Here is an 18,196-nt window from a genome sequence, read left to right on the forward strand (position 1 = left end):
AGGTGAACCCCGAGGCTGAAGTCGAAGCGTCAATCGGCTGTTGCTAAACGGGGGAGGGTGTTGTGGGAGCGAGCGATCCGGGGGCGGAGTCTTCGGCGTATTCATTGGCTGTCCTGGGCGGCATGGGAGCCATGGGTGCGGTGGCACCGCAGGCCGTTGGCGAACTGGTCACCGAACTGTCGTCGTTCACCAAGTTCCGCGAACGCGTCGAGGAGATCCTGCGCGACCTCAAGGCGTCGCCGGCGGGGCCGGGGAAGGTCGGCGAAGACGCCATGGGGCGCGAGCGGTTCGGCGGCGGTAAGGGCGAGTGGTCGGAGGCGGATGGCCTCCACGGCGCGTACTCCAAGGTCGTCAAGGAGCTGGAAGGGCTTTCCCGCGTCCTGTCCGACTCCATCGAGGGCATGAGCATCGCGGTTCTCGCTTCCCACAAGGGCTACGAGAACGTCGACTTGGATGTCCGCGACCGCATGCGTGCGATCCAGCGCAGCACGATCGCCCACCACGAGGCCGGACAGGTTGCGGCGGACGCTACGGCGAAGAACGCACACAAGCTTCCGGCCAAGTCGGAGGAGCCGGGAGACACGTCTGACAGCCGTGCCTATTGATGCCGGTGGAGATGTTCTCTGCATGCGAAGGACAGGGACGAGGACGGGGAGAGGAACGGCGTCATGGGTACGGATTTCGACAAGAAGACCCACGAGGAGATGCTGAAGTGGCTGGACCAGGCCAGCAGCGGTGAGATCCAGGGGGCTGCTGATCGTCTGAAGAGCGCGGCGTCGGAGATCCGTAAGATCGCCGAGGAGCTGAAAGTCCGTCCGCAGCGGGTGGAGTGGAAGGGCGAGGGGGCCAAGGCATTCCATACATGGAGCGCGGATCTGGCCAACGCGACACTGCGCCTGGGGGATTACAGCGAGGACACCTCGAGGTTGCTCGGTGAGGCGTCGAACGCGATTGCGCTGGCGCAGGCATCGATTCCTCGGACGGAGGCGAGCGCACAGGCGAATTTGGAGGCGGCTCTCGCCGCAAGGAACGATCCTGATGCGTCGGCGGTGGCGAAGAAGTCTGCAGAGACGTTGATTGCGTCGAGGGAGAAGAACCGCGAAGAGGCGGCTGCGCGGATGCGCAGCCTGTCGCAGACGTATACCCACTCGTTGGAGCAGATGACGTCTCTGGACAAGCCGGTGTTCCCGGCCATGCCGGAGGTGATCGCCCCGCAGGGTGCCCAGAAACTCGACGGGGCACAAGGCGGACACGTTGGGCCCGGATCCGGATCGACCACCAGCGGTGCTGGGTACGCCACTGCACCGGGAAGCAGCACGGATGTAGTAGCTGCTGTGACCGCGCCCGCCGGAGGAACGAACTTCTCCTCACACACCGTGTCGCCCCCAGTCTCAAGGCCGGTGGACATGGGGATTGATGGAGTGGCCATGCTGCCGGATGCTCCACCCTCCACGGTCGCGAATCCAGTGGTGCCGCCGACCGGGCCCAGGCCGGACACCGTTCTCCCGCCGACAGTGGGCGTCATTCCGCCTGTCCCCAATACCAGTCCCTCCGCACCACGCAGCACGAATGGAGGGGGCAGAACGACACGGATGCCACGTCCGCCGCAGGGTGTCCCAGGTGTGAGTCCGCTTGGCCCTGGGCCCATGGGCCGTCCCGCCGGACCCAACGGGATCACCGGCGGCCGTGTTGTGCCCCCAGGCTCAGGACGTCCTGCCGTCGGTATTCCGCGCGGGACGGTCATGGGCAGCGAGAACGCCCACGGACCGGCGCCCATGGGGCGTGTCCCAGGCATGGGCGGTGGTATTGGTCCCGGCATCTCTCCGAATGTCGTCGGCGGCGGTCGTCGTCTGACTGGAGAGACAGGTGGCGTGGTCGGGGGACGTCAGCAGCGGGGCCGTGCGGATACGCGACCGTTCACACCCGGAGGGTCGGGTTTGGTGAGAGGTGGCGCCTCGGGAGACTCGGAGCGCGGTGCAGGGCTGGCAGGGCGGGGCGGTGGCATCGCCCCTCAGAGTTCTCGGACGCATGCGACAGGGCGTGACGAGGGCGGCGAGCGGCCGGATTATTTGGTCGAAGACGATGAGACCTGGCAACAGGGTGGCCGACGGGTTGTCCCGCCGGTCATCGACTGATCAGCAGAGAAATCACGAGGGATTCGGATGCGCATCAGGAACAGGGGTCTCACCCGACGGCGAACCACGATGTCGGCTGTGTTGGGCCTACTGTTGGTGGGCGGTGCTGCCGTGCCTGCGTTTGCCGACTCCACGCGTTCCATGCAGTGGCACCTTGATGTCATGAAGGCCGACGAAATGTGGAAGACGAGTACGGGCAAGGGGGTCATTGTTGCCGTGCTCGACACCGGTGTGGATCCGTCGAATCCCGACCTTGTTGGGCAGGTACTTAAGGGCAAGGATCTGGAGCCGGACGTCGCGGGTGATGAGCACACCGACTATGACGGTCACGGCACGAGCATGGCCGGACTGATCGCAGGCACAGGCCGCAGCAATAGAGGGAACGGGGCGTTCGGACTTGCGCCGGGGTCCGAGATTCTACCGGTTCGTATGCCTGAGTCCGGCGTCGGGGCAAATCAGGCAGAGGGTGACGAGGAGTTCAACAAGGTTGCTCCCGTGGCGATTCGGTATGCGGTCGAGCGCGGTGCAAAGGTCATCAATATTTCCCTGGGTGCACACGCGGGATCGCAGGCACTGACGGATGCCGTGAAGTACGCGCTCGATAATGGGTCGTTGATCTTTGCTGCGGCGGGCAACAGCGGTGACGGGGCCAACACGGTCGTGTACCCAGCCGGAACGCCAGGGGTTGTCGGTGTTGGGGCCATCGACCAGGATGGGAAGAAGACCGACGAGTCCCAACACGGGCCGCAGATCGATTTCACGGCGCCAGGCATTGACATGGTCCACCCCTGTACAGGCGGAACTCAGTTGTGCAAGACGAGCGGGACCAGTGACGCCACTGCCATCGCCTCCGCCTCCGCCGCCCTCATCTGGTCCAAGCACCCTGACTGGACCAACAACCAGGTCCTCCGCGTCATGCTGAATACGGCCGGCGGTCCGACCAGCGGTGCCAAGCGGAATGACTACGTGGGTTACGGCTCTGTCCGGCCCCGCATTGTGCTGATGAACCCGGGCAACCCCGGCCCGGCCGACGTGTACCCGCTCCCCGACCTCGCAGCGGCCGAGAGCCCCAGCCCCTCCGCCGAGCCTTCCAAGGCGACCGGAAGTTCAGGGGACACTGACAAGCCCGCCGCAGCAGCCCCGGCATCCGGCGTCACCAGCAGCAAGACCGGCCTCTGGATCGGCCTAGGCATCGGCGGAGCCGCGCTCATCGGCGCAGTGGTCACCGCTCTGGCTATCCGCTCCCGCCGCCGTGGGTCCGCCGCCGCAGCCGCACCGCCCGCGTACCCGCAGCAGGCTCCGCACCCCAACCTGTACCAGCAATCCCAGCCTCACCAGCAGCCCACGCACCCGGCCTATGCACCCCCTCCGACCGCTCCCCCCGGCTCCAACTCGCCCTACGGAGATACTCCGAGGCAAAGCCCCTACTCCTGAATTCACAAAGGGGACCTTGCAGGCAAGACGTTGTGGTGTGAGAGTTCTGCAGGAATGACTCGAACACACTGTTCCACGCCCTCGTGATTCAGCTAGTTTTAACTCGCTCAAGACATTCGCGTCGTCGGCCACCCAAGAGGATTCACTTTGGCAACGAGGCGACGTATGCGTCTGGGCTGGATCCGAAACGGGGGCAAGGGTGTCGTTCGACGAAGAATGGGCTGAACTGCGAGCCGAAGCAGCCACAAGGCAGCAAACCGCGATGCAGCTCAACAGCCTTCCACCTGGGGTAGGCCCGTCCGGAGCCAAGGAGAAGGTGAAGATCACCGGGAGTGAGCTGCGGAGGCGGGCGGGTAAGGCCGACATCGTTCGGGGCGACTTTCGGGACGCCGACAACAAGACGATGACCGAGACCAAGCAAGTGGGCCCCAGCCTCAAGGGATTCGCGTCGCGGTCGGCATTCGAGGTGTTCGTGAAGCGCTGGAATGCTCAGATGAAGTACGTCGACGGACTGCTCGAGCAGGACGTGTCAGGAGCCCTGCGCGCCACCGCCGATGGCTTCGCGGCGGAGGACCAGGCACAAGCAGACCGGCACAAGCGGGCGTCCAAGAAAGACCGGGACCTGAAGTGACGGCGCAGGGATCGGGAGAACCGGCATGCTGACGTACGAGAATCTCCTCCACGTGGATCTCGCCCCGCTCTCGGAAGCGGTCGTGAAGTGGCGTAACCTGCCCGGTCAGTTCAAGACCATCGCGCGGAAGTACGAAAACACCGTTGAGAAGGGGCTGTGGGACTACGACTGGGAGGGCGAAGCAGCCAACGCAGCGCGGACCAAGCTCGGCAAGGTGAAGAGGCAGATCGATTCCGCCGCCGAAGAGGCCACGGACATACATCTGCTGCTCGACGACGCGCTTCACGTCTTCAAGTCGTCGCAGCAGAAACTCAAGCGGCTGCGTGAGCAGATCGAGCAGGACAAGTACCTGTCGATCAAGCCGGACGGCGAGGTCTGGTTCGATGCGCCGGCCGATGCTCCGGTGGACAACCTGGCCGTACTCCGGAAGGGGTACCAGGAGTCCATCGTCGCCTACCGCGAGAGCATTGGGTCTTGCTTGACCGCGGCCGACGAGGCCGACTCGATCCTGAGCTGGGTTCTTTCGCAGGACGGCAATGGCCGTGACCGCGGCTTTGATTCGAACACCTACCACAGCATTAAGGACGCAAAGCAGGGAAGAGAAGCAGCGGAGAAGGATCTGGCTGCTCTGACAGAGCTTGCATCAGCCGAGAAGACCCCGGACATCAAGACGCTCACGCGGATCAACAACCTTCTGAAGAAGCACGAAGGTGATCCGTATTTCACTGAACAGTTTGCAACTCGGCTCGGCCCCAAGAAGACCCTGGAGTTCTGGACAAGGATCGCGGACCGCAGGCAGACCGGCGACGAACGGACCAAGATCTCGGCTGAGATCCAGAAGTCACTGAGCCAGACCCTGGCGACCGCCACCCACTCCGACAGTGCCGCCATGGAGCGCTGGAAGAAGCAGATGGTGGCTCTCGGTGACGACCGTGTCCGGATGGTCGACATGGACGCGGGGACCATCAGCGACGGCCCGTACGGCTACCAGGTGATGAGCAGCCTGATGCGAACAGGCGAGTACGAAAAGGGCTTTCTCACCGACTACGGCCGAAGCCTGATCGATTTCGAGCAGGACCACAAGGGCACCAAACTCAAATCTCTGTGGCAGCCGGATGGATACGAGACATATCTAAACTTCGGTCCGGGAACTGACCACGGCCTGGACCCCATGGCCGGATACATGGATGCGCTTGGGCACAACCCGGACGCGGCGAAGGCGATGTTCTACTCCGAGGGCTGGCAGCAGAAGGACAAGATCGACCCCGACCTCCAGTACCTGCTCAAGGACCGGGAGTGGCCGAACGGAAACTATCTGGTCGGGAACAAACGTGGCTACGGATATGACGAGCTGGGCCATGCTCTGGAAGCAGCGACGCTGGGTGTGCCGTACGACCAACCGCAACTGGGGCTCCGCCGGGACGATACGACGGCGAACGTCATGGAGCAGGTCGTGAGGATTGTCGGGGGCGACCACGGGTTTGTCGCGGACAAGCCCGGCATCGGCAACAGCCTGGCCAAGATGGGCGCCGGGTACATCGATGATCTGAACTGGTCCGTATCCAATTTCGGTGACAGTGAGGGCGGGAAGGACCTCCGGGATGCGGCATTCGGTCATTCCGGCAAGGGCCACATTTTCGTGAAGAACGCGAGCGCGTTGAGTTTTCTCCAGTCGGTTGGCCAGCACGAGGGGAACTACGAGATCCTCTCTCAGGCTCAGCAGCAGTACACGGTCAGCGGACTCAAGGCGCACCCGGTGCCGGACGACGAACTCAAACTGATCCTTGAAACAGGCGCCAAGACGCATGGAATCCTTGACCAGGCTCGCATCACTGAGATCAATCACGACTACGGCGAGAAGACGGACGCAGCCAATCGAAAAATGGCGGAAGCGGCTGAGTGGAAGAAGTTCGGGATCAGTCAAAGTGTGAGTGTTGGCGTTGGCTTGGCGACACTCCCCTTTGGCGGTCCTGCAGTGGCGACCGGAGCGGCTGCCGTGGCGCAGATTGCCGTACCCATGATTATCGAGGGTGCGGGGGGCGCCGTTGAAACCGATCAAGGAATAGCCATCGATCGCGAATTGGCGAAGAAAGAGGCGGATTTCGACCGCAAGGAAGAGTCGGATAAGCGTGATCTGGTGGCCGTTGGCCAGCGGCAGGCCATGTCTCCTCTCGATGCATATATTGCGGTGCATCCTGAAGTTGATGGCACCAGTTGGCATAACGACGTCGTCGCCACAATGGAAAACAGGTATGGCAGCGGTGACACCGAAGCCGACCAGACGGATGCGGACTGAGCGTGAGTAGATATAGCTCTGTTGGTGCAGTGCTGGCGGCTGTGGTGGCGTCCGCCGTTCTTGCCGCGTGTGGAAATCAAGGCGATAAGGCAGATAAGCCTCATCATTCGGATCGAATGACGCCCCTGTCCGAAGTGTGCGAGGGTATCTTCGATGGTGAGACACGGGCGGAAGCGGAGAATCTTCTAGGCTCTGATCAAGTCAGCTGGGAACCGCCGTCGAAAGGTGACGTCTACGGCACATCTTCGGGCGTGGCGGAGATCCTCTCCAGAGGTATGAACAGACGGTACACGCTAAATCCCAGCTGCATCCTCAAAAAGAATCCAGATAGCGCAAGAGATCTAAGGATATGGTTCGAGTGGTGGAATAGCACATTCGATAATGTGCCGGGGTCGGGGAGAGTGAAGGGAACGTCTGCGGCGTACGAGCTGGACGGCTCTCTGACCTCCCGGATGTTTGTCGACTGTCAGAGACCCGACCTGGTGGAACCGGGCGAGAAGATGCATCTCCTCAGGGTCGTGATTTCTGACCCCATCGGGCTCAGTGAGCAGTCCAGGGTGCGATTGCTGAATGCCTCGGCCAAGAAGGTTACTGATCGGCTGAACTGCAAGAATGAGATCATTCTCCCTGAGGCAGATGTCGCGGTTTCGGAAGATCCTCGTCTCAAGTGACGGGAATCGACGGTCGACTCGGTGTTTTCTGCGGGACGTAGCGAGCAGGGTCCCGCTGTTTTCCTCATTACCGGCATGCTGCTTCGGCGGTGCCCTGCAGGGGTGTGCCCGGTGGAGGGAAGGGCAACAGTGACATCATTCCCGCGGGTCGCTGTGCACCCGCGGCTCCTTGCGGTTCTCGGGTAGGGGAATTGCAAGGAGCCACGGTGAAGGTGTGATCGGTCGTTCGCCGCTCCCCGCGCCCGCCTCCTCCGGAGCCAACTGCGCCATCACCAGCCCGTACAGCAGCTCCACGTCCACGAACTCCCCTTCCTGCGGCGCCCCGCACCGCCAGCTGAGCGGGTACGTGTTGCCGTCCGGTGCGGGGATTCCCACGTACTGGTCCCGGGCAGCCGGCCCGAAGCACCTGGCGCCCGGCGGCCAGTCGTACTCCTTGCTCGACCCGGGCGGGATCAGGAAGTACGTCCACCGGGCGCCCGCGATCTCCCGTACGACCGGGCCCGGTTCGCCTTCGGTGAGTGTCCCGAGGTGCTGCAGTACTGCCTCGCCCCGTACACCACGCAGCCGGATGGCATCGAAGTGGATGCCGGTCAGGTGGAGTTGGTGTCCGGCGGCGGGTACCCATTCGGGGCGTTTCTTGCTCGTCATGACCCCAAGCATCCCGACGGCTGCATAGCGTGACCAGGAGGACACGGTCCACATCGACGCGATGTGGGGAGGGTGGTGGTGACTGTGGGGACAAGTAGTGCGCCGTCGCAGGTGCGGAGGCTCGTGGGTGAACTGATCCGTATCCATCGGGTGCGGGCCGGGCTCACGCAGAAGGACGCGGCGGACAAGCTGTTGATCTCGGAGTCGCTGATGGGGGCGGTCGAGCGGGCGGAGCGCATTCCGTCGCTGGAACTGCTGGCCGACGCGGACCGGGCCTTCGTCGCGGGTGGTGCGCTGAAGGCGTGCATCGAGCTGATCGACGAGGAGAAGTACCCGGCGAAGTTCCTGGACTGGGCGCGGCTGGAACGGCAGGCGCGGGTCATCAGCGCGTACGAGACGATGCTGATTCCGGGGCTGCTCCAGACGGAGGCGTACGCGTACGCCCTGTACCGGGCACGCAAACCCGCGTACACCGAGGACGAGATCGTCCGGCACGTCGAGGCGCGACTGGAACGGCAGGCGGTGCTGATGCGCACGCCTCCGCCGTACGTCGGGTTCGTCATCGAGGAGTCGATCCTGGAGCGGACGCTCGGTGGCGCGGAGGTGCTGAAGGAGCAGTTGCTGCATCTGCTGGAGTGCATGCGGCGGATGAACCACCTCACGGTGCAGGTGATGCCCTCGGACCAGCACACCCACGCGGGGTTGATGGGGCCCATGCAGTTGATGTGCACGGCGGAAGGACGCAATTTGGTGTACGTGGAGGCACAGGGCGGCGGTAGGTTGATTGCCAGGCCGGAGCAGGTGGTTGACATGTTCGACCTCTTCGGCATCCTGCGGGCCCAGGCGCTCAATCCCTGGAAGTCGGCGGAGATCATCGAAACGAAGGCGAGGCAACTGTGACCACCGGGCCCGAGCTCTCCTGGTTCAAGTCCAGCTACAGCAACAACGAGGGCGAAGCCTGCGTCGAAGTCGCTTACGACTGGCGCAAGTCCAGCTACAGCGGCAACGAGGGCGAAGCCTGCGTGGAGGTGGCAGCCTGTCCCCACACCGTCCATGTCCGCGACTCGAAGGTCACCGACGGTCCCACCTTCGCAGTCGCCCCCGCCGCGTGGACCGCCTTCCTCACGGGTGCAGTCGCGGGCTGATCGTGAACGTGTTGCGAGCTGCTGATCCCGGCCCCGCTGTCGTCCTCATCACCGGCGTGATGGCCTCCGGGAAGTCCACCGTTGCCCAGGCCCTTGCCGAGCAGCTGCCGAAGGCCGTTCATGTGCGGGGGGACGTCTTTCGGCGGATGGTGGTGTCCGGGCGGGCCGAGATGGTGCCGGGGGCGTACGAGGAGGCCATCGCCCAACTCCGGCTCCGATACAGGTTGTCCGCGATGACGGCCGACGCGTACGCGGGCGAGGGGTGGACCGCCGTGGTGCAGGACGTGGTGCTCGGGGAGGAACTGGCAGCGTATGTCAGCCTCGTACGGACCCGGCCGCTGTACGTCGTTGTGCTCGCCCCCAATCCGCGAGTCGTTGCCGAGCGAGAGGCCGGGCGGAGCAAGAGCGGATACGGGGCCGGATGGACGGTCGAGTCGTTGGACCGGGTGCTGCGGGAGGAGACGCCGCGGATCGGGCTCTGGCTGGACACGACCGGGCAGACCGTGGAGCAGACGGTCGACACGGTCCTCGCGGAGCTCGAAGGCGCGCGGGTGGTGGGTGCGTCAGAGTCGGACTGAGGTCCTGCTTGATGCGGCGAATGCGCTGACGGCCGGTGATTCGCCAGGGGTTCGGCGCTCCGGATGTGCATGACACCTGGAGCATGCGGCTGCCGCTGGACAGGTCTGGGCATCGGCACGGCCTGCCACGCCGTGGCTGTCTGCTTGCCCCGCACCAGCCAGCACGCCTGGCACCTGGCATACGCCCGCCCCGGCGGCCTCTCCTTCGACACGGCCTGGCGCCACACCCGAGTGCGCCTCCACCCCGACGAAGCACTCTTCCGCCAGGCCGCCCATCGCGCCGACGTACAGCGGGGCCCGTGGACGACAGACTGTCCCCGCTGACGCCGGTCCTACGCCTCGCAGCCGTACTGCTTGGCCAGGTTGTCCACCGCCTCCAGGATGATCGTGCGGGATGCCTTGGTCAGTGCATTGTCGTTCCAGTTCTGCGCCGCGACGACACCGGGGGCGACCTTCAGGACGACGGTGACGTACGAGGCGTCCGTCCGCATCTCCTTGGGGCACGCGGCGGGGAGTTGGACCTCGCTCTGCCGGGGGCCCACCCAGCCGGAGCGGCCTCCAGCAAGGCGGGTGGCACCCTCTGCGGGGGCGTTGAGCAGGTTGGTGGGCTGGACGTCGAGTGTGTACTGACCACGGTAGGTCGTGCTCTCGCTTGTCTTGCGTCCGACGAAGCAGATGGTGGAGAACACCGGGTCTCCCTTCGACCCTTCCGGATCGTACTCGTCCACCATCAGCTCGCCGCCCTTGCGGTCGTCGAGCCCGCCCGCGGTCTGCTCGGTGAGCATGCCCAGGCACAGATTCTGGGCCCGCAGGTCCTTCAGTTCGCTGGGCCACAGCTGGACAGCAGCCATGACGGCCGCCGCGACCACCAGGACGACAGGCAGAACGAGGTACTTCTTGTCCATCAGTAGCGCTCGCCCATCTTCATGTCGGCGTCCTTGATTCCGTTCTGGTACCACTGCTCGGCAGTCGGCTGGAGACAGTCCTCGTACTCGCCGGGGCTCGCATCCAGCTCCGAACTCTCGAGCCCGCGCTCCTTCGCTATCTTGCGCAGCATGGCCATCGCGCCGACGTACAGCGGGGCCCGTGGACGACGACTGCCCCCGCTGACGCCGGTCCTACGCCTTGCAGCCGTACCGCTTGACGAGATTGGTGGCGGCTTCTCGCACCACGGTCGCGCTGTTGCGGATCGCGGTGTCCCGGTCGACGAGGCTCTTCTTCTCCTCCTGTGAGGGCGCCTTGAGCGTCACCATGATGTACGGGGAGGTCGAACCCATGCGGGCGGCGCAGCCGGCGGGCAGCGTGACTCTGGCTTCGTCGGGGAGTGCCCAGCCGGTGAAGCCGGGGCCGAGGGGGACGGAGTCCTTCCTGGGGCCGGGGTCGCTCCGGAAGTCCGCGATGATCAGTTGGTAAATCCCGCGGGGATACTCGCTATCTGGATTGGCGCGCATCACCTGGCACGTCTTGAACACCGTGAGGTCGCCCTTGCCCGGGCTTTCCCACTCCTCCGTGCTGACCTCGCCCCCCCTGCCGTCGTCGATCAGTTCCGCCGTCTGCCGGCTAAGCGCCCCGTAACACAGGGTCTGCGGCAGCGGCGGCTTCTCCTTGGCGTCAGGCCAGAGGCTCGCCGTCACGACGGCCGCTCCGGCGACGCCGAGCACGAGGGTCAGCGGCAGCCACTTCTTGTCCATCGGTTACTGTCCCATCGCCTTGTCCGCGTCCCCCATGCCGTTCCCGTACCACTGCTCGGCGATCGCCTGAAGGTGGTCCTCGTACTCGCCAGGAGTCGCGTCCAGCTCCTCCGCGGTGAGCCCGCGATAGTCCGCCATGCCGCGCAACATGCCGTACATCTCCTTCTGACCGTAGTCGTAGTGCTTGATCATGTTGTTGCGGGTCTCGGCGTCGACCCTGGCGTTGTCGGTGTTCACGTGCGCGTTCAGACCCCAGTCCACCGCGCGCTGGACCCCGTCGCCGACGATCGGGATGGGGGTCAGCAGCCCACCGTAGATGTGGTAGTTGACCATCCGCTTCCAGTTGTTTGCGTCCTTCTCCGCCTGCCCCAGGTCGTAGATGACATCGCCGCGCACGCCGTCGAGGTGCCCGAGCACTGACGCGGACTGCTTGACCCAGGCACGCAGCTCCGGGTCCTCCTGGCGGAAGGACTCCGCGGGGAAGCGGTCGAGCCCCGCACTTGAGACCACGGTCTGCGAGGCGTGGATGGCCTTGTACGCGTTGGGGTCCTCGGCGGTGGCGCGGATGATCCGGGTGAGGTCGCCGCGGTCGATCTCGAGCTGGTTGAAGTCGGTGGGCCCGTCCATCTTCTTGCCGAGGATCTGGTGCACGTCGGAGCCGTAGTCGGCGATCATGTCGGCCATTGGCAGCCGCATGGAGACGGGGACGGCGCCCTGGTCCGTCCTGAGTTCCTTCGTGTACTCGCTCATCACCCGCTCGAAGATTGCGGTCTCGGCGCCGTCGTGGTGAGCGGGTACCGGGTGCATCGGCGAGCCGGGTACGCGGCCGGTGGCCGCGGCCTCGAGCGCGAGGCCGAACTCGGCGCGGGCCGAGGTGTACTGGGTCTCCGTCGGCATCTTGCTCTCGACGTCGCCGCCCGGCCACTCCCGGTCGTCCAGGAAGTACTTGAGGTTGTCGGTGGTGTTCGGGTCGAAGTAGTGGGTGGAGGCGGACGGGTTGCGACTCATGGCGTTCAGCAGGCCCTTCATCGGGTCCTCCTGCGTGCCCTGCCAGTTCTTCATGACGCCGTCGTAGGCGTCGTCGTTGCTCGTCTCCCACTCGCGGATGGTGTCGCCGACCTGCGTCAGGAAGGCCTCGCTGTAGACCGGGTCGCCCTCGTCCTTCTTCCAGGGCGAGGACTTCTCCTTGGGGTCCTTGTTCGGGTCGTACACGGCGTCGTCGCCGGCGTCGGCGGCCATCAGGTGAGTGAGGGCGTTCAAGCCCGCGGCCCCGCCCTTGAGCGCCCCGGGGTGCCGGTCGGGCAGGCCGTTGCCGTCACGGGCCGTGGTGATGAGCTTGTCGGTCCAGGCCGAGGTGACACCACCGGGGGTACCGATCGAGGAGTCGGGTCCGGTGGCAGTGGCAAGGGAGCCGGACAGCGCCTTGTAGAGGCGGGCGTCGGTGCCCGAGACCTGGCCGTCGCGGCCGCCGCCCTCCAGGCTGCCCGCGAGCAGCAGCACCGCCTCCTGGCCGTCGCGGCCGTTGTAGCTGAGGTTCTGCATGAGCTCGGCGGAGAACGCCGGCGAGTCCTTCCCGCCCTCGACGAGCGTGAGGAGCCGATCGCGCTCCTTGTCGTCGAGGTGCTCCCACCGGGCGTAGAGCTTGGCGGCCTCGCGGCCGTTCTCTGTCTGCTGCTTCTCCTCGGCGCGCATCTTCTTGGCGTCTGCGACGCCGCCGAGGTCGGTGCTGCCGAAGTCGTTGGGGTGGTTCCGGATCAGCGCCCGCAGACCCCAGGCGCAGAGTTCGTCGGCCTCGTTGGCGCGCTTCAGGATGCCTTCGAGCTTGCTGCGCAGCGCGTCGAACTGCGCTTCGGTCGCGATGGGTTCGGTGCTGTCCTTGGACCGGCGGTCGGGGTGGACGCGGTGGCTGAGGACGCCGTCGGGGTAGATGGTGATGCCCGGTGGCGGGTTCTCGTAGGCGTCCTTGAGGTCGTCATGGGCGGTCTTGAGGAGGGTGTGGGCGTCCTTGAGGAGGTCGCGTACGGACTCGGCCTCGGTGACGGCGTCGCTGAACTCCTTGGCGGTCTTGGTGACGAACTCCTTGGTGACGGTGGCGTTCTCGCCCTTCCAAGTGGACTTGTCGGCCTTGGTCTTCATGGCCGATGCGTCGGTCTGGAGGGTGGTCAGCTTGCCGATCATCTCGGTCCACTGGGTGGCAGCGGTGTCGAGCGGGCCGAGTCTGACGTTGAGGAGCTGCTCGAAGGTGGGCATGGCGGCGGTTCCTTACCGGAAGTACTCGTTGATCCGAGAGGCGGGCACGGACGCATCGGCCCCGGGTGCGACGGGCCCGACGATGCGCATCTGTGCCTGGATCCAGTCGTCGTCGGCCTTGCTTGAGGTCTTCGTGTAGTCGAGGTGGTTGGAGATGTGCGCGCATGCCTGAAGCAGCGTCTTGACCTGGGTCTCCCAAGTCCGGTTCACCTCGGCGAGCGCCGCGCCGCTGTCGAAGCCGTCGCCCTTCAGGCTCGTGCCGGCGGTCTCGCTCGCCGCGTTCGCGTGCTTGCCGCCCGATTGGAGGCCGTTGAAGAGCCCATAGGCGGCGTGGCCGATGTCCCCCAGCTCGTCGTCCACGACCACGTAGTCGGCCGATCCCTTCGCCGGCGTCGAACCGCCCGCACTGTCGGCCTGGTTCAGCCTCATGGCGACGGCGGCCTTCTCCGCGCCCCACTCGTCTTCGAATGACATCGTCGACACCCCCATGTCCCTGACCGGAAAGCTGCCCCGCACGCCACGCTACCCACGTGATCAACTATCCACCGCAGGCGATCGATCATACGTACGGGTTCTTCACGCGCGAGCCATATTGCGCCTTGGATACGCGAAGGGCCCTGTCAGCGGCAGGGGAAGGGGGCACCGCTGGGCTGCGGGGGGCGAGATGTGAGAGCGGTTACGGGGCGGAATGGACGGTCGAGGCGCTGGACCGGGTGCTGCGGGAGGAGACGCCGCGGATCGGGCTCTGGCTGGACACGACCGGGCAGACCGTGGAGCAGACGGTCGACACGGTCCTCGCGGAGCTCGGCCGGGCGCGGGTGGTGGGAGCGGGGGAGAGCTGAAGCGGCTGGAGGGCCCCGATACATTCGGCCGTTCTGTTTGGCCTCAGGTCAGGTCATGGCTTCATCGACGGAACACCGCGGGGAATTTTGGAAGCGCCCTCACATCCGAGCTCGTTGGCAACGTACCGAGCGGCGTCCCCCACCAGTTCCGCCAGAGGGACCGCAGCCTGTCCATCTCGTGGCCTGTCCATGCCCCGATAACGCGCCACCCGCACCTTGAGCCACTCTTTCGAAGCCGACCTACCGCGACAGGACACATAGAGCTCCGCATCGATCTCATTCGTGTATCCCTTCGACTGCCCCAGCTGAATGGCGGTATTGCCGGATCTCTCAGCCCCACGCGCCCCCAGATCAGACACCGACCACCAGGAGCTGAAGATGATGGACTGACTTCCGGCACCCACATTGCACCAGACCCCTGGCTCTTCCCCCTTACCGAACTCGTTGTCCGACCTCTCCTCGTACGCTGTGCCCTCCTTCGGGAGGACCGCCGCCGCAGCACTGCCGGGAAGCGCGCCCCCGCAGATCCGGTCAGGCACTTCCACTGTTGAATCTCCGTATGCCCACCACCAGACCCCACCACCGATCAAGGCCAGCACAATGCTGCCGGCCACAAGAGCCCGGCCGCGGCGCGACCGGCCCGCGACGCCACGCCGCGCCTGCACCTCAGACATCCGTCACCCCTTGCTCTTCGGAGGCGGGTTGTACCCGCCTCCCCTGCTTGTGCCTTCGTGGCTCCCGGCGTTGGCCGCGTCCTCGGCGTCGTCACCGAACTTCTTCTGTTCTTCCACGGACAGGCCCGCCTCCCGGGCTCCGAGCTCCGCAGCGTCCCTTGCGGCGAGGGCACTGACCTGACGTCGATCCTCCAGATAGTTGTTCACGGTCTTGTCGGCTTCCTCTCCGGAGTCCTTCCCGTACTTTTCAGTGACGCTTTCCTTGATGTCCTCGACGACCCAGGCAAGCGGAGCGCCTACGCCGGTGGCCTCCAGCGGCTTGCTGATGACACCGAACCCGCGGTCCGCCCACTTGGCGCCGTTCTTGAGACCGTCGTTGAAGTCCTTGTCCCCGGCTGTCTTTTCGACATACATCGCCTCCGCGCGGGCTTCCGTCACGATGCCCGCGATGGTCGCTCCCGGCTTGGTGAAGGTCGCCACATCCTGGCGCACGTCGCCGAAATCCTGCTGCTTGCCTCCGTCGACGTACTTGTCGGCCACGCCGTTGATGAGGTCGGTCGTCGTGGCCTGCTGGGCGTTGATGATCGCGCCGTAGGCATCGGGATCCTTGCCGACGCTTCCGAGGAAGTTCAGCAGCGGCCCGCCGTTCAGGTCCGACAGACCGGCATCCACGCCATGGGTCTCGATACGCGACGCGCCCATCCCTTTCTGGAAGTCCCTCATGTACTCGGCGGTCATGTTGCCCAGGCTGTCGTTCATCGGCGCCAGCACGCCACTCTTGCCCTCCGGCTTGATCGCGATCAGTTCGCTACCGGAGTCGCTACCGAACTTCTCCACCACCCGGTGCATGAGCTGCGACTGCTCCTCCGAGTGAGGGATCGGCTTTGTGGCAATGGTGTCGTCGTCGTACGCGCGGCCCGAGACCGCTGACTCCAGCGCGTGCCCGAGCGCGTCGGGGCCCGATTCCTTTGCCTTCTCGGCCGCCTTGTCCCACGCGTCCTGAGCATCTCCGTCGCCGATCTGCGGAGCTGTCTCGGAACGGTCGTCGAACCAGTCGTAGTCCTTGTCCGTGAACATGTCGAAGTAGTCGGCGTGTGTCTTGCCGTCCAGCCCGTCCATCGGCTTGAGGTCTTTGAGGTAAATGTTCCAGTCAGCGTCCTCACGAAGGTTCCAGTTGTCCAGGTTCGCCGTGCTGTATCCACCGCCGACCTGGCGCTCGAAGTACGCCTTGTCCATCTTCTGGCCATCACGGTCGTACGGCGTCATCTTGCCGTCGAAGAAGTCCTTCGACGCCTCCGGGCTGTGTCCGAGGCCTTCCAGGATTCCGGTCATGGCGTTGAAGCCACTCCCACCGCCCTGACCGGTGGGGTTGAGGCTCAGCCCGATGTACGGCTCGTTCTGGGGCACGCTCCGCTTCCAGATATCCGGGTCAGCGGCCTGAAGTTGTGCGGCATGTTCGGCGATCGGGGTCAGGAAGCGTCTGTCGTACTCGCCGTAGCGGAGGATATTGCTGAGCACCTGGTAGCCGTATGGCTGGTAGTTGGCGCGGCGGCCGGTGTCGACGTCGACGAGACTCGAACCGACCTTGCGGAGGTCCGTCTGCCATTTCTCCGACAGATGAGGCTTGTGGTCCGGGTCGGTTGCCGTGGCCAGAGCGAACCCGAGATCCTTCTGCAGCCCCTGGACGGCTGCGATCCTGGTTTTGCTGTCGCCCTCGGAGTTCAGCGTCAGATCAGCGAAGAACTCGACGCTCCGCTCCGGCCCCAGCCCCTGGTAGAACGCCGTCGTGAAGTCGGGGGAATTGCGGAAATCGTGGACGAGGCCGTCCAGTTCCTTGAGTTCTGCATCAGTGGCTCCGTCGCCCTTGGTGGCGATCTCGACGGCACGAGCGGCGTTCATCTCGCCCGTGCTGCCGTACTTGGGGGCGTCAGCCTGGTACGGGTCGTCGCCCAGGTTGGCGCGGAGTGTCTTCGCGACGTCCTGGTCGGCCTGATCCGCCGCTTCCACGAGGACACGGATGCGGTCCTCTATGTATGCGATGTCCTGCTGCTCCTTGCGCACGAGCAGCTGGTAGTCCGGATCGTGCTTGCCGGCCGCATCAACGTTCTCCGCCAACGGCTTCGAGGCCCGTACCGTTCCGGTCGCACTCACCGTCACCCTGCGCGCCGGCGCTTCCTCGTCGACGACCTTCTTCAGATCGTCCTGGGCCTTCTTGAAGGCTTCGTATCCCTCACTTATCACCTGCGCCAGGCCCTTCGCCGACTTCGCCATGTCGTCGAATTCCTTGGCGGTCTTACTGATGAATGTCCTGGAGACATCGGCATTGACACCTGCCCAGGATGCCTTTTCGGATTTGGCCCGCATGCCGTCACGGGCCTCTTCCGCGAGGGTCTGGAGATGTGTGGCCATCTTCGCCCAGTCGTCCACCGCTGATTTCATCCCGCTCAGCGGGAGTTGGTACAGGTCGTCAAAGCTGAGCGCCATGATCTCCCCCAGGCGTCGGCTGCTCGGTCAGCTCGCACGCAGTTGCGATCACCGCGAACCCGGAGAGGCTACGAGCCGGGAGACCGACAACCCAGGAAGATGATCAGTTCTTGATGCGTTCCGTACGGCCGGAGAGGTGGCAGGTACTCCCCTCGCCCAGGACGTTGCTACTTGAAGTACTCATTGAGCCGCGAAACGGGCGCCGCGGAACCATCGCGGCCGCGAAGCTCCGCAGCAATGAGCTCATCGTCCTTGGCGTGCGACTTCTTCGTGAAGTCCAGATGGTTGGAGATATGGGCACAGGCCTGCAGCAGCGACTTCGTGCGTGTCGTCCAGAGCTCCACCGCGGACTCCATCACCGGACCGGTCGCGAAATGGTGGCTCTTCAATGCAGCAGCAGCCTGCATCGTGGAGCCTGCACCGTTCTTGCTCATACCTGCCCCGGCAATATCCGCCTGCTTGCCGAGGTGGCCGTGCAGGACAAACGCATCATGGCCGACCGCCCCCAGATCATCCTGATGCACCACAAGATCGCCCTTGCTGCTGCCGCCCGTACTGGTCGGCAGCTGGTTCAGGCGAGTGCGCGCCGCATGCTTCTCCGCTGCTTCGGCCTTGGCCTGTTCCCACTCGTTCCACGTCATGCCTGAGCTCTCTTCCCCCGGGCGCCCGGCAGGGCGCTGCCTCAGCGAGGTCTCAACGTAGCAACGCACCCCGGGC

The 18,196-nt window shown here is 64.9% G+C and carries 20 protein-coding genes; 10 read left to right on the plus strand and 10 right to left on the minus strand.

From position 1 onward, the window contains the following. The first annotated feature begins 122 nt into the window (after window positions 1–122). Window positions 123–605, plus strand: coding sequence for a hypothetical protein (locus tag OG953_RS26920; protein ID WP_405687446.1), 483 nt, complete (start codon window positions 123–125; stop codon window positions 603–605). A gap of 299 nt (window positions 606–904) precedes the next feature. Here OG953_RS26920 and OG953_RS26925 read toward each other — a convergent pair whose 3' ends face one another. Continuing rightward, complete coding sequence (locus tag OG953_RS26925) at window positions 905–1,195, minus strand: hypothetical protein (RefSeq protein ID WP_405687448.1); 291 nt, start codon at window positions 1,193–1,195, stop codon at window positions 905–907. A 1,102-nt stretch (window positions 1,196–2,297) separates the two neighbouring features. Between OG953_RS26925 and mycP the strand changes: the two genes are divergently transcribed. The 4 genes from mycP to OG953_RS26945 all read left to right on the plus strand — a co-directional run bounded on the left by mycP (window position 2,298) and on the right by OG953_RS26945 (window position 7,167). Beyond that, window positions 2,298–3,569 carry a type VII secretion-associated serine protease mycosin gene (mycP, locus tag OG953_RS26930; protein WP_405687449.1) on the plus strand — a complete coding sequence of 424 codons (1,272 nt, stop codon included), beginning with the start codon at window positions 2,298–2,300 and terminating at the stop codon, window positions 3,567–3,569. Between the two features lie 199 nt (window positions 3,570–3,768). Continuing rightward, window positions 3,769–4,200: a hypothetical protein gene (locus tag OG953_RS26935; RefSeq protein WP_405687450.1), complete on the plus strand. Its 432-nt coding sequence runs from the start codon at window positions 3,769–3,771 to the stop codon at window positions 4,198–4,200. Window positions 4,201–4,225: 25 nt separating this feature from the next. Further along, window positions 4,226–6,496 (plus strand): hypothetical protein, encoded by a 2,271-nt coding sequence (locus tag OG953_RS26940; protein ID WP_405687452.1) that lies wholly within the window; start codon window positions 4,226–4,228, stop codon window positions 6,494–6,496. 2 nt (window positions 6,497–6,498) lie between these two features. After that, a complete protein-coding gene (locus tag OG953_RS26945) occupies window positions 6,499–7,167 on the plus strand; it encodes a hypothetical protein (RefSeq protein WP_405687453.1) in 669 nt (222 codons plus the stop codon). A 135-nt stretch (window positions 7,168–7,302) separates the two neighbouring features. Here OG953_RS26945 and OG953_RS26950 read toward each other — a convergent pair whose 3' ends face one another. Beyond that, the gene (locus OG953_RS26950) at window positions 7,303–7,815 is read right to left on the minus strand and encodes a hypothetical protein (protein WP_405687454.1); all 513 of its coding nucleotides are present in this window, start codon (window positions 7,813–7,815) and stop codon (window positions 7,303–7,305) included. Between the two features lie 123 nt (window positions 7,816–7,938). Here OG953_RS26950 and OG953_RS26955 point away from each other — a divergent pair, with 123 nt between their 5' ends. The 4 genes from OG953_RS26955 (at window position 7,939) to OG953_RS26970 (ending at window position 9,862) form a co-directional block, all read left to right on the plus strand. Beyond that, the gene (locus OG953_RS26955) at window positions 7,939–8,715 is read left to right on the plus strand and encodes a Scr1 family TA system antitoxin-like transcriptional regulator (RefSeq protein ID WP_405687456.1); all 777 of its coding nucleotides are present in this window, start codon (window positions 7,939–7,941) and stop codon (window positions 8,713–8,715) included. Then, window positions 8,712–8,960, plus strand: coding sequence for a DUF397 domain-containing protein (locus tag OG953_RS26960; protein WP_405687457.1), 249 nt, complete (start codon window positions 8,712–8,714; stop codon window positions 8,958–8,960). Before OG953_RS26955 ends, OG953_RS26960 begins: the two co-directional genes overlap by 4 nt. An 11-nt stretch (window positions 8,961–8,971) precedes the next feature. Further along, window positions 8,972–9,538 carry an AAA family ATPase gene (locus tag OG953_RS26965; RefSeq protein ID WP_405687458.1) on the plus strand — a complete coding sequence of 189 codons (567 nt, stop codon included), beginning with the start codon at window positions 8,972–8,974 and terminating at the stop codon, window positions 9,536–9,538. 144 nt (window positions 9,539–9,682) lie between these two features. Next, window positions 9,683–9,862 carry a hypothetical protein gene (locus OG953_RS26970; RefSeq protein WP_405687459.1) on the plus strand — a complete coding sequence of 60 codons (180 nt, stop codon included), beginning with the start codon at window positions 9,683–9,685 and terminating at the stop codon, window positions 9,860–9,862. A gap of 8 nt (window positions 9,863–9,870) precedes the next feature. Here the strand turns inward: OG953_RS26970 and OG953_RS26975 are convergent, their stop codons facing one another. From OG953_RS26975 to OG953_RS26995, 5 genes are all read right to left on the minus strand, one after another. Then, window positions 9,871–10,443 (minus strand): hypothetical protein, encoded by a 573-nt coding sequence (locus OG953_RS26975; RefSeq protein ID WP_405687460.1) that lies wholly within the window; start codon window positions 10,441–10,443, stop codon window positions 9,871–9,873. Beyond that, window positions 10,443–10,595 (minus strand): hypothetical protein, encoded by a 153-nt coding sequence (locus OG953_RS26980; RefSeq protein ID WP_405687462.1) that lies wholly within the window; start codon window positions 10,593–10,595, stop codon window positions 10,443–10,445. The genes OG953_RS26975 and OG953_RS26980 overlap by 1 nt, the downstream gene beginning before the upstream one ends. A gap of 61 nt (window positions 10,596–10,656) precedes the next feature. Then, window positions 10,657–11,229 (minus strand): hypothetical protein, encoded by a 573-nt coding sequence (locus OG953_RS26985; protein WP_405687464.1) that lies wholly within the window; start codon window positions 11,227–11,229, stop codon window positions 10,657–10,659. Between the two features lie 3 nt (window positions 11,230–11,232). Beyond that, window positions 11,233–13,479, minus strand: a complete 2,247-nt coding sequence (locus OG953_RS26990; protein WP_405687466.1) for a DUF6571 family protein — start codon at window positions 13,477–13,479, stop codon at window positions 11,233–11,235. Between the two features lie 12 nt (window positions 13,480–13,491). Beyond that, window positions 13,492–13,953, minus strand: coding sequence for a hypothetical protein (locus OG953_RS26995; RefSeq protein ID WP_405687467.1), 462 nt, complete (start codon window positions 13,951–13,953; stop codon window positions 13,492–13,494). Between the two features lie 125 nt (window positions 13,954–14,078). Between OG953_RS26995 and OG953_RS27000 the strand changes: the two genes are divergently transcribed. Beyond that, entirely contained in the window at window positions 14,079–14,321 is a 243-nt protein-coding gene (locus OG953_RS27000) for a hypothetical protein (protein ID WP_405687468.1), read from the plus strand. A gap of 53 nt (window positions 14,322–14,374) precedes the next feature. Here OG953_RS27000 and OG953_RS27005 read toward each other — a convergent pair whose 3' ends face one another. The 3 genes from OG953_RS27005 to OG953_RS27015 all read right to left on the minus strand — a co-directional run bounded on the left by OG953_RS27005 (window position 14,375) and on the right by OG953_RS27015 (window position 18,120). Further along, on the minus strand, window positions 14,375–14,995 hold the full coding sequence (locus tag OG953_RS27005) for a hypothetical protein (protein ID WP_405687470.1): 621 nt from the start codon (window positions 14,993–14,995) through the stop codon (window positions 14,375–14,377). 3 nt (window positions 14,996–14,998) lie between these two features. After that, entirely contained in the window at window positions 14,999–17,479 is a 2,481-nt protein-coding gene (locus OG953_RS27010; RefSeq protein ID WP_405687471.1) for a hypothetical protein, read from the minus strand. A 167-nt stretch (window positions 17,480–17,646) separates the two neighbouring features. Continuing rightward, complete coding sequence (locus OG953_RS27015; protein ID WP_405687473.1) at window positions 17,647–18,120, minus strand: hypothetical protein; 474 nt, start codon at window positions 18,118–18,120, stop codon at window positions 17,647–17,649. Between the last annotated feature and the right edge of the window lie 76 nt (window positions 18,121–18,196).

The organism is Streptomyces sp. NBC_00057, from assembly GCF_045041165.1.
Classification (GTDB): Bacteria; Actinomycetota; Actinomycetes; order Streptomycetales; family Streptomycetaceae; genus Streptomyces.

Coding starts and splice junctions, on each gene's coding strand:
- OG953_RS26920 (WP_405687446.1), top strand. CDS start 123: ATGGGAGCCATGGGTGCGGTGGCACCGCAGGCCGTTGGCGAACTGGTC.
- OG953_RS26925 (WP_405687448.1), bottom strand. CDS start 1,195: ATGGCCGGGAACACCGGCTTGTCCAGAGACGTCATCTGCTCCAACGAG.
- mycP (WP_405687449.1), top strand. CDS start 2,298: ATGAAGGCCGACGAAATGTGGAAGACGAGTACGGGCAAGGGGGTCATT.
- OG953_RS26940 (WP_405687452.1), top strand. CDS start 4,226: ATGCTGACGTACGAGAATCTCCTCCACGTGGATCTCGCCCCGCTCTCG.
- OG953_RS26950 (WP_405687454.1), bottom strand. CDS start 7,815: ATGACGAGCAAGAAACGCCCCGAATGGGTACCCGCCGCCGGACACCAA.
- OG953_RS26975 (WP_405687460.1), bottom strand. CDS start 10,443: ATGGACAAGAAGTACCTCGTTCTGCCTGTCGTCCTGGTGGTCGCGGCG.
- OG953_RS26980 (WP_405687462.1), bottom strand. CDS start 10,595: ATGCTGCGCAAGATAGCGAAGGAGCGCGGGCTCGAGAGTTCGGAGCTG.
- OG953_RS26985 (WP_405687464.1), bottom strand. CDS start 11,229: ATGGACAAGAAGTGGCTGCCGCTGACCCTCGTGCTCGGCGTCGCCGGA.
- OG953_RS26990 (WP_405687466.1), bottom strand. CDS start 13,479: ATGCCCACCTTCGAGCAGCTCCTCAACGTCAGACTCGGCCCGCTCGAC.
- OG953_RS26995 (WP_405687467.1), bottom strand. CDS start 13,953: ATGTCATTCGAAGACGAGTGGGGCGCGGAGAAGGCCGCCGTCGCCATG.
- OG953_RS27005 (WP_405687470.1), bottom strand. CDS start 14,995: ATGTCTGAGGTGCAGGCGCGGCGTGGCGTCGCGGGCCGGTCGCGCCGC.
- OG953_RS27010 (WP_405687471.1), bottom strand. CDS start 17,479: ATGGCGCTCAGCTTTGACGACCTGTACCAACTCCCGCTGAGCGGGATG.
- OG953_RS27015 (WP_405687473.1), bottom strand. CDS start 18,120: ATGACGTGGAACGAGTGGGAACAGGCCAAGGCCGAAGCAGCGGAGAAG.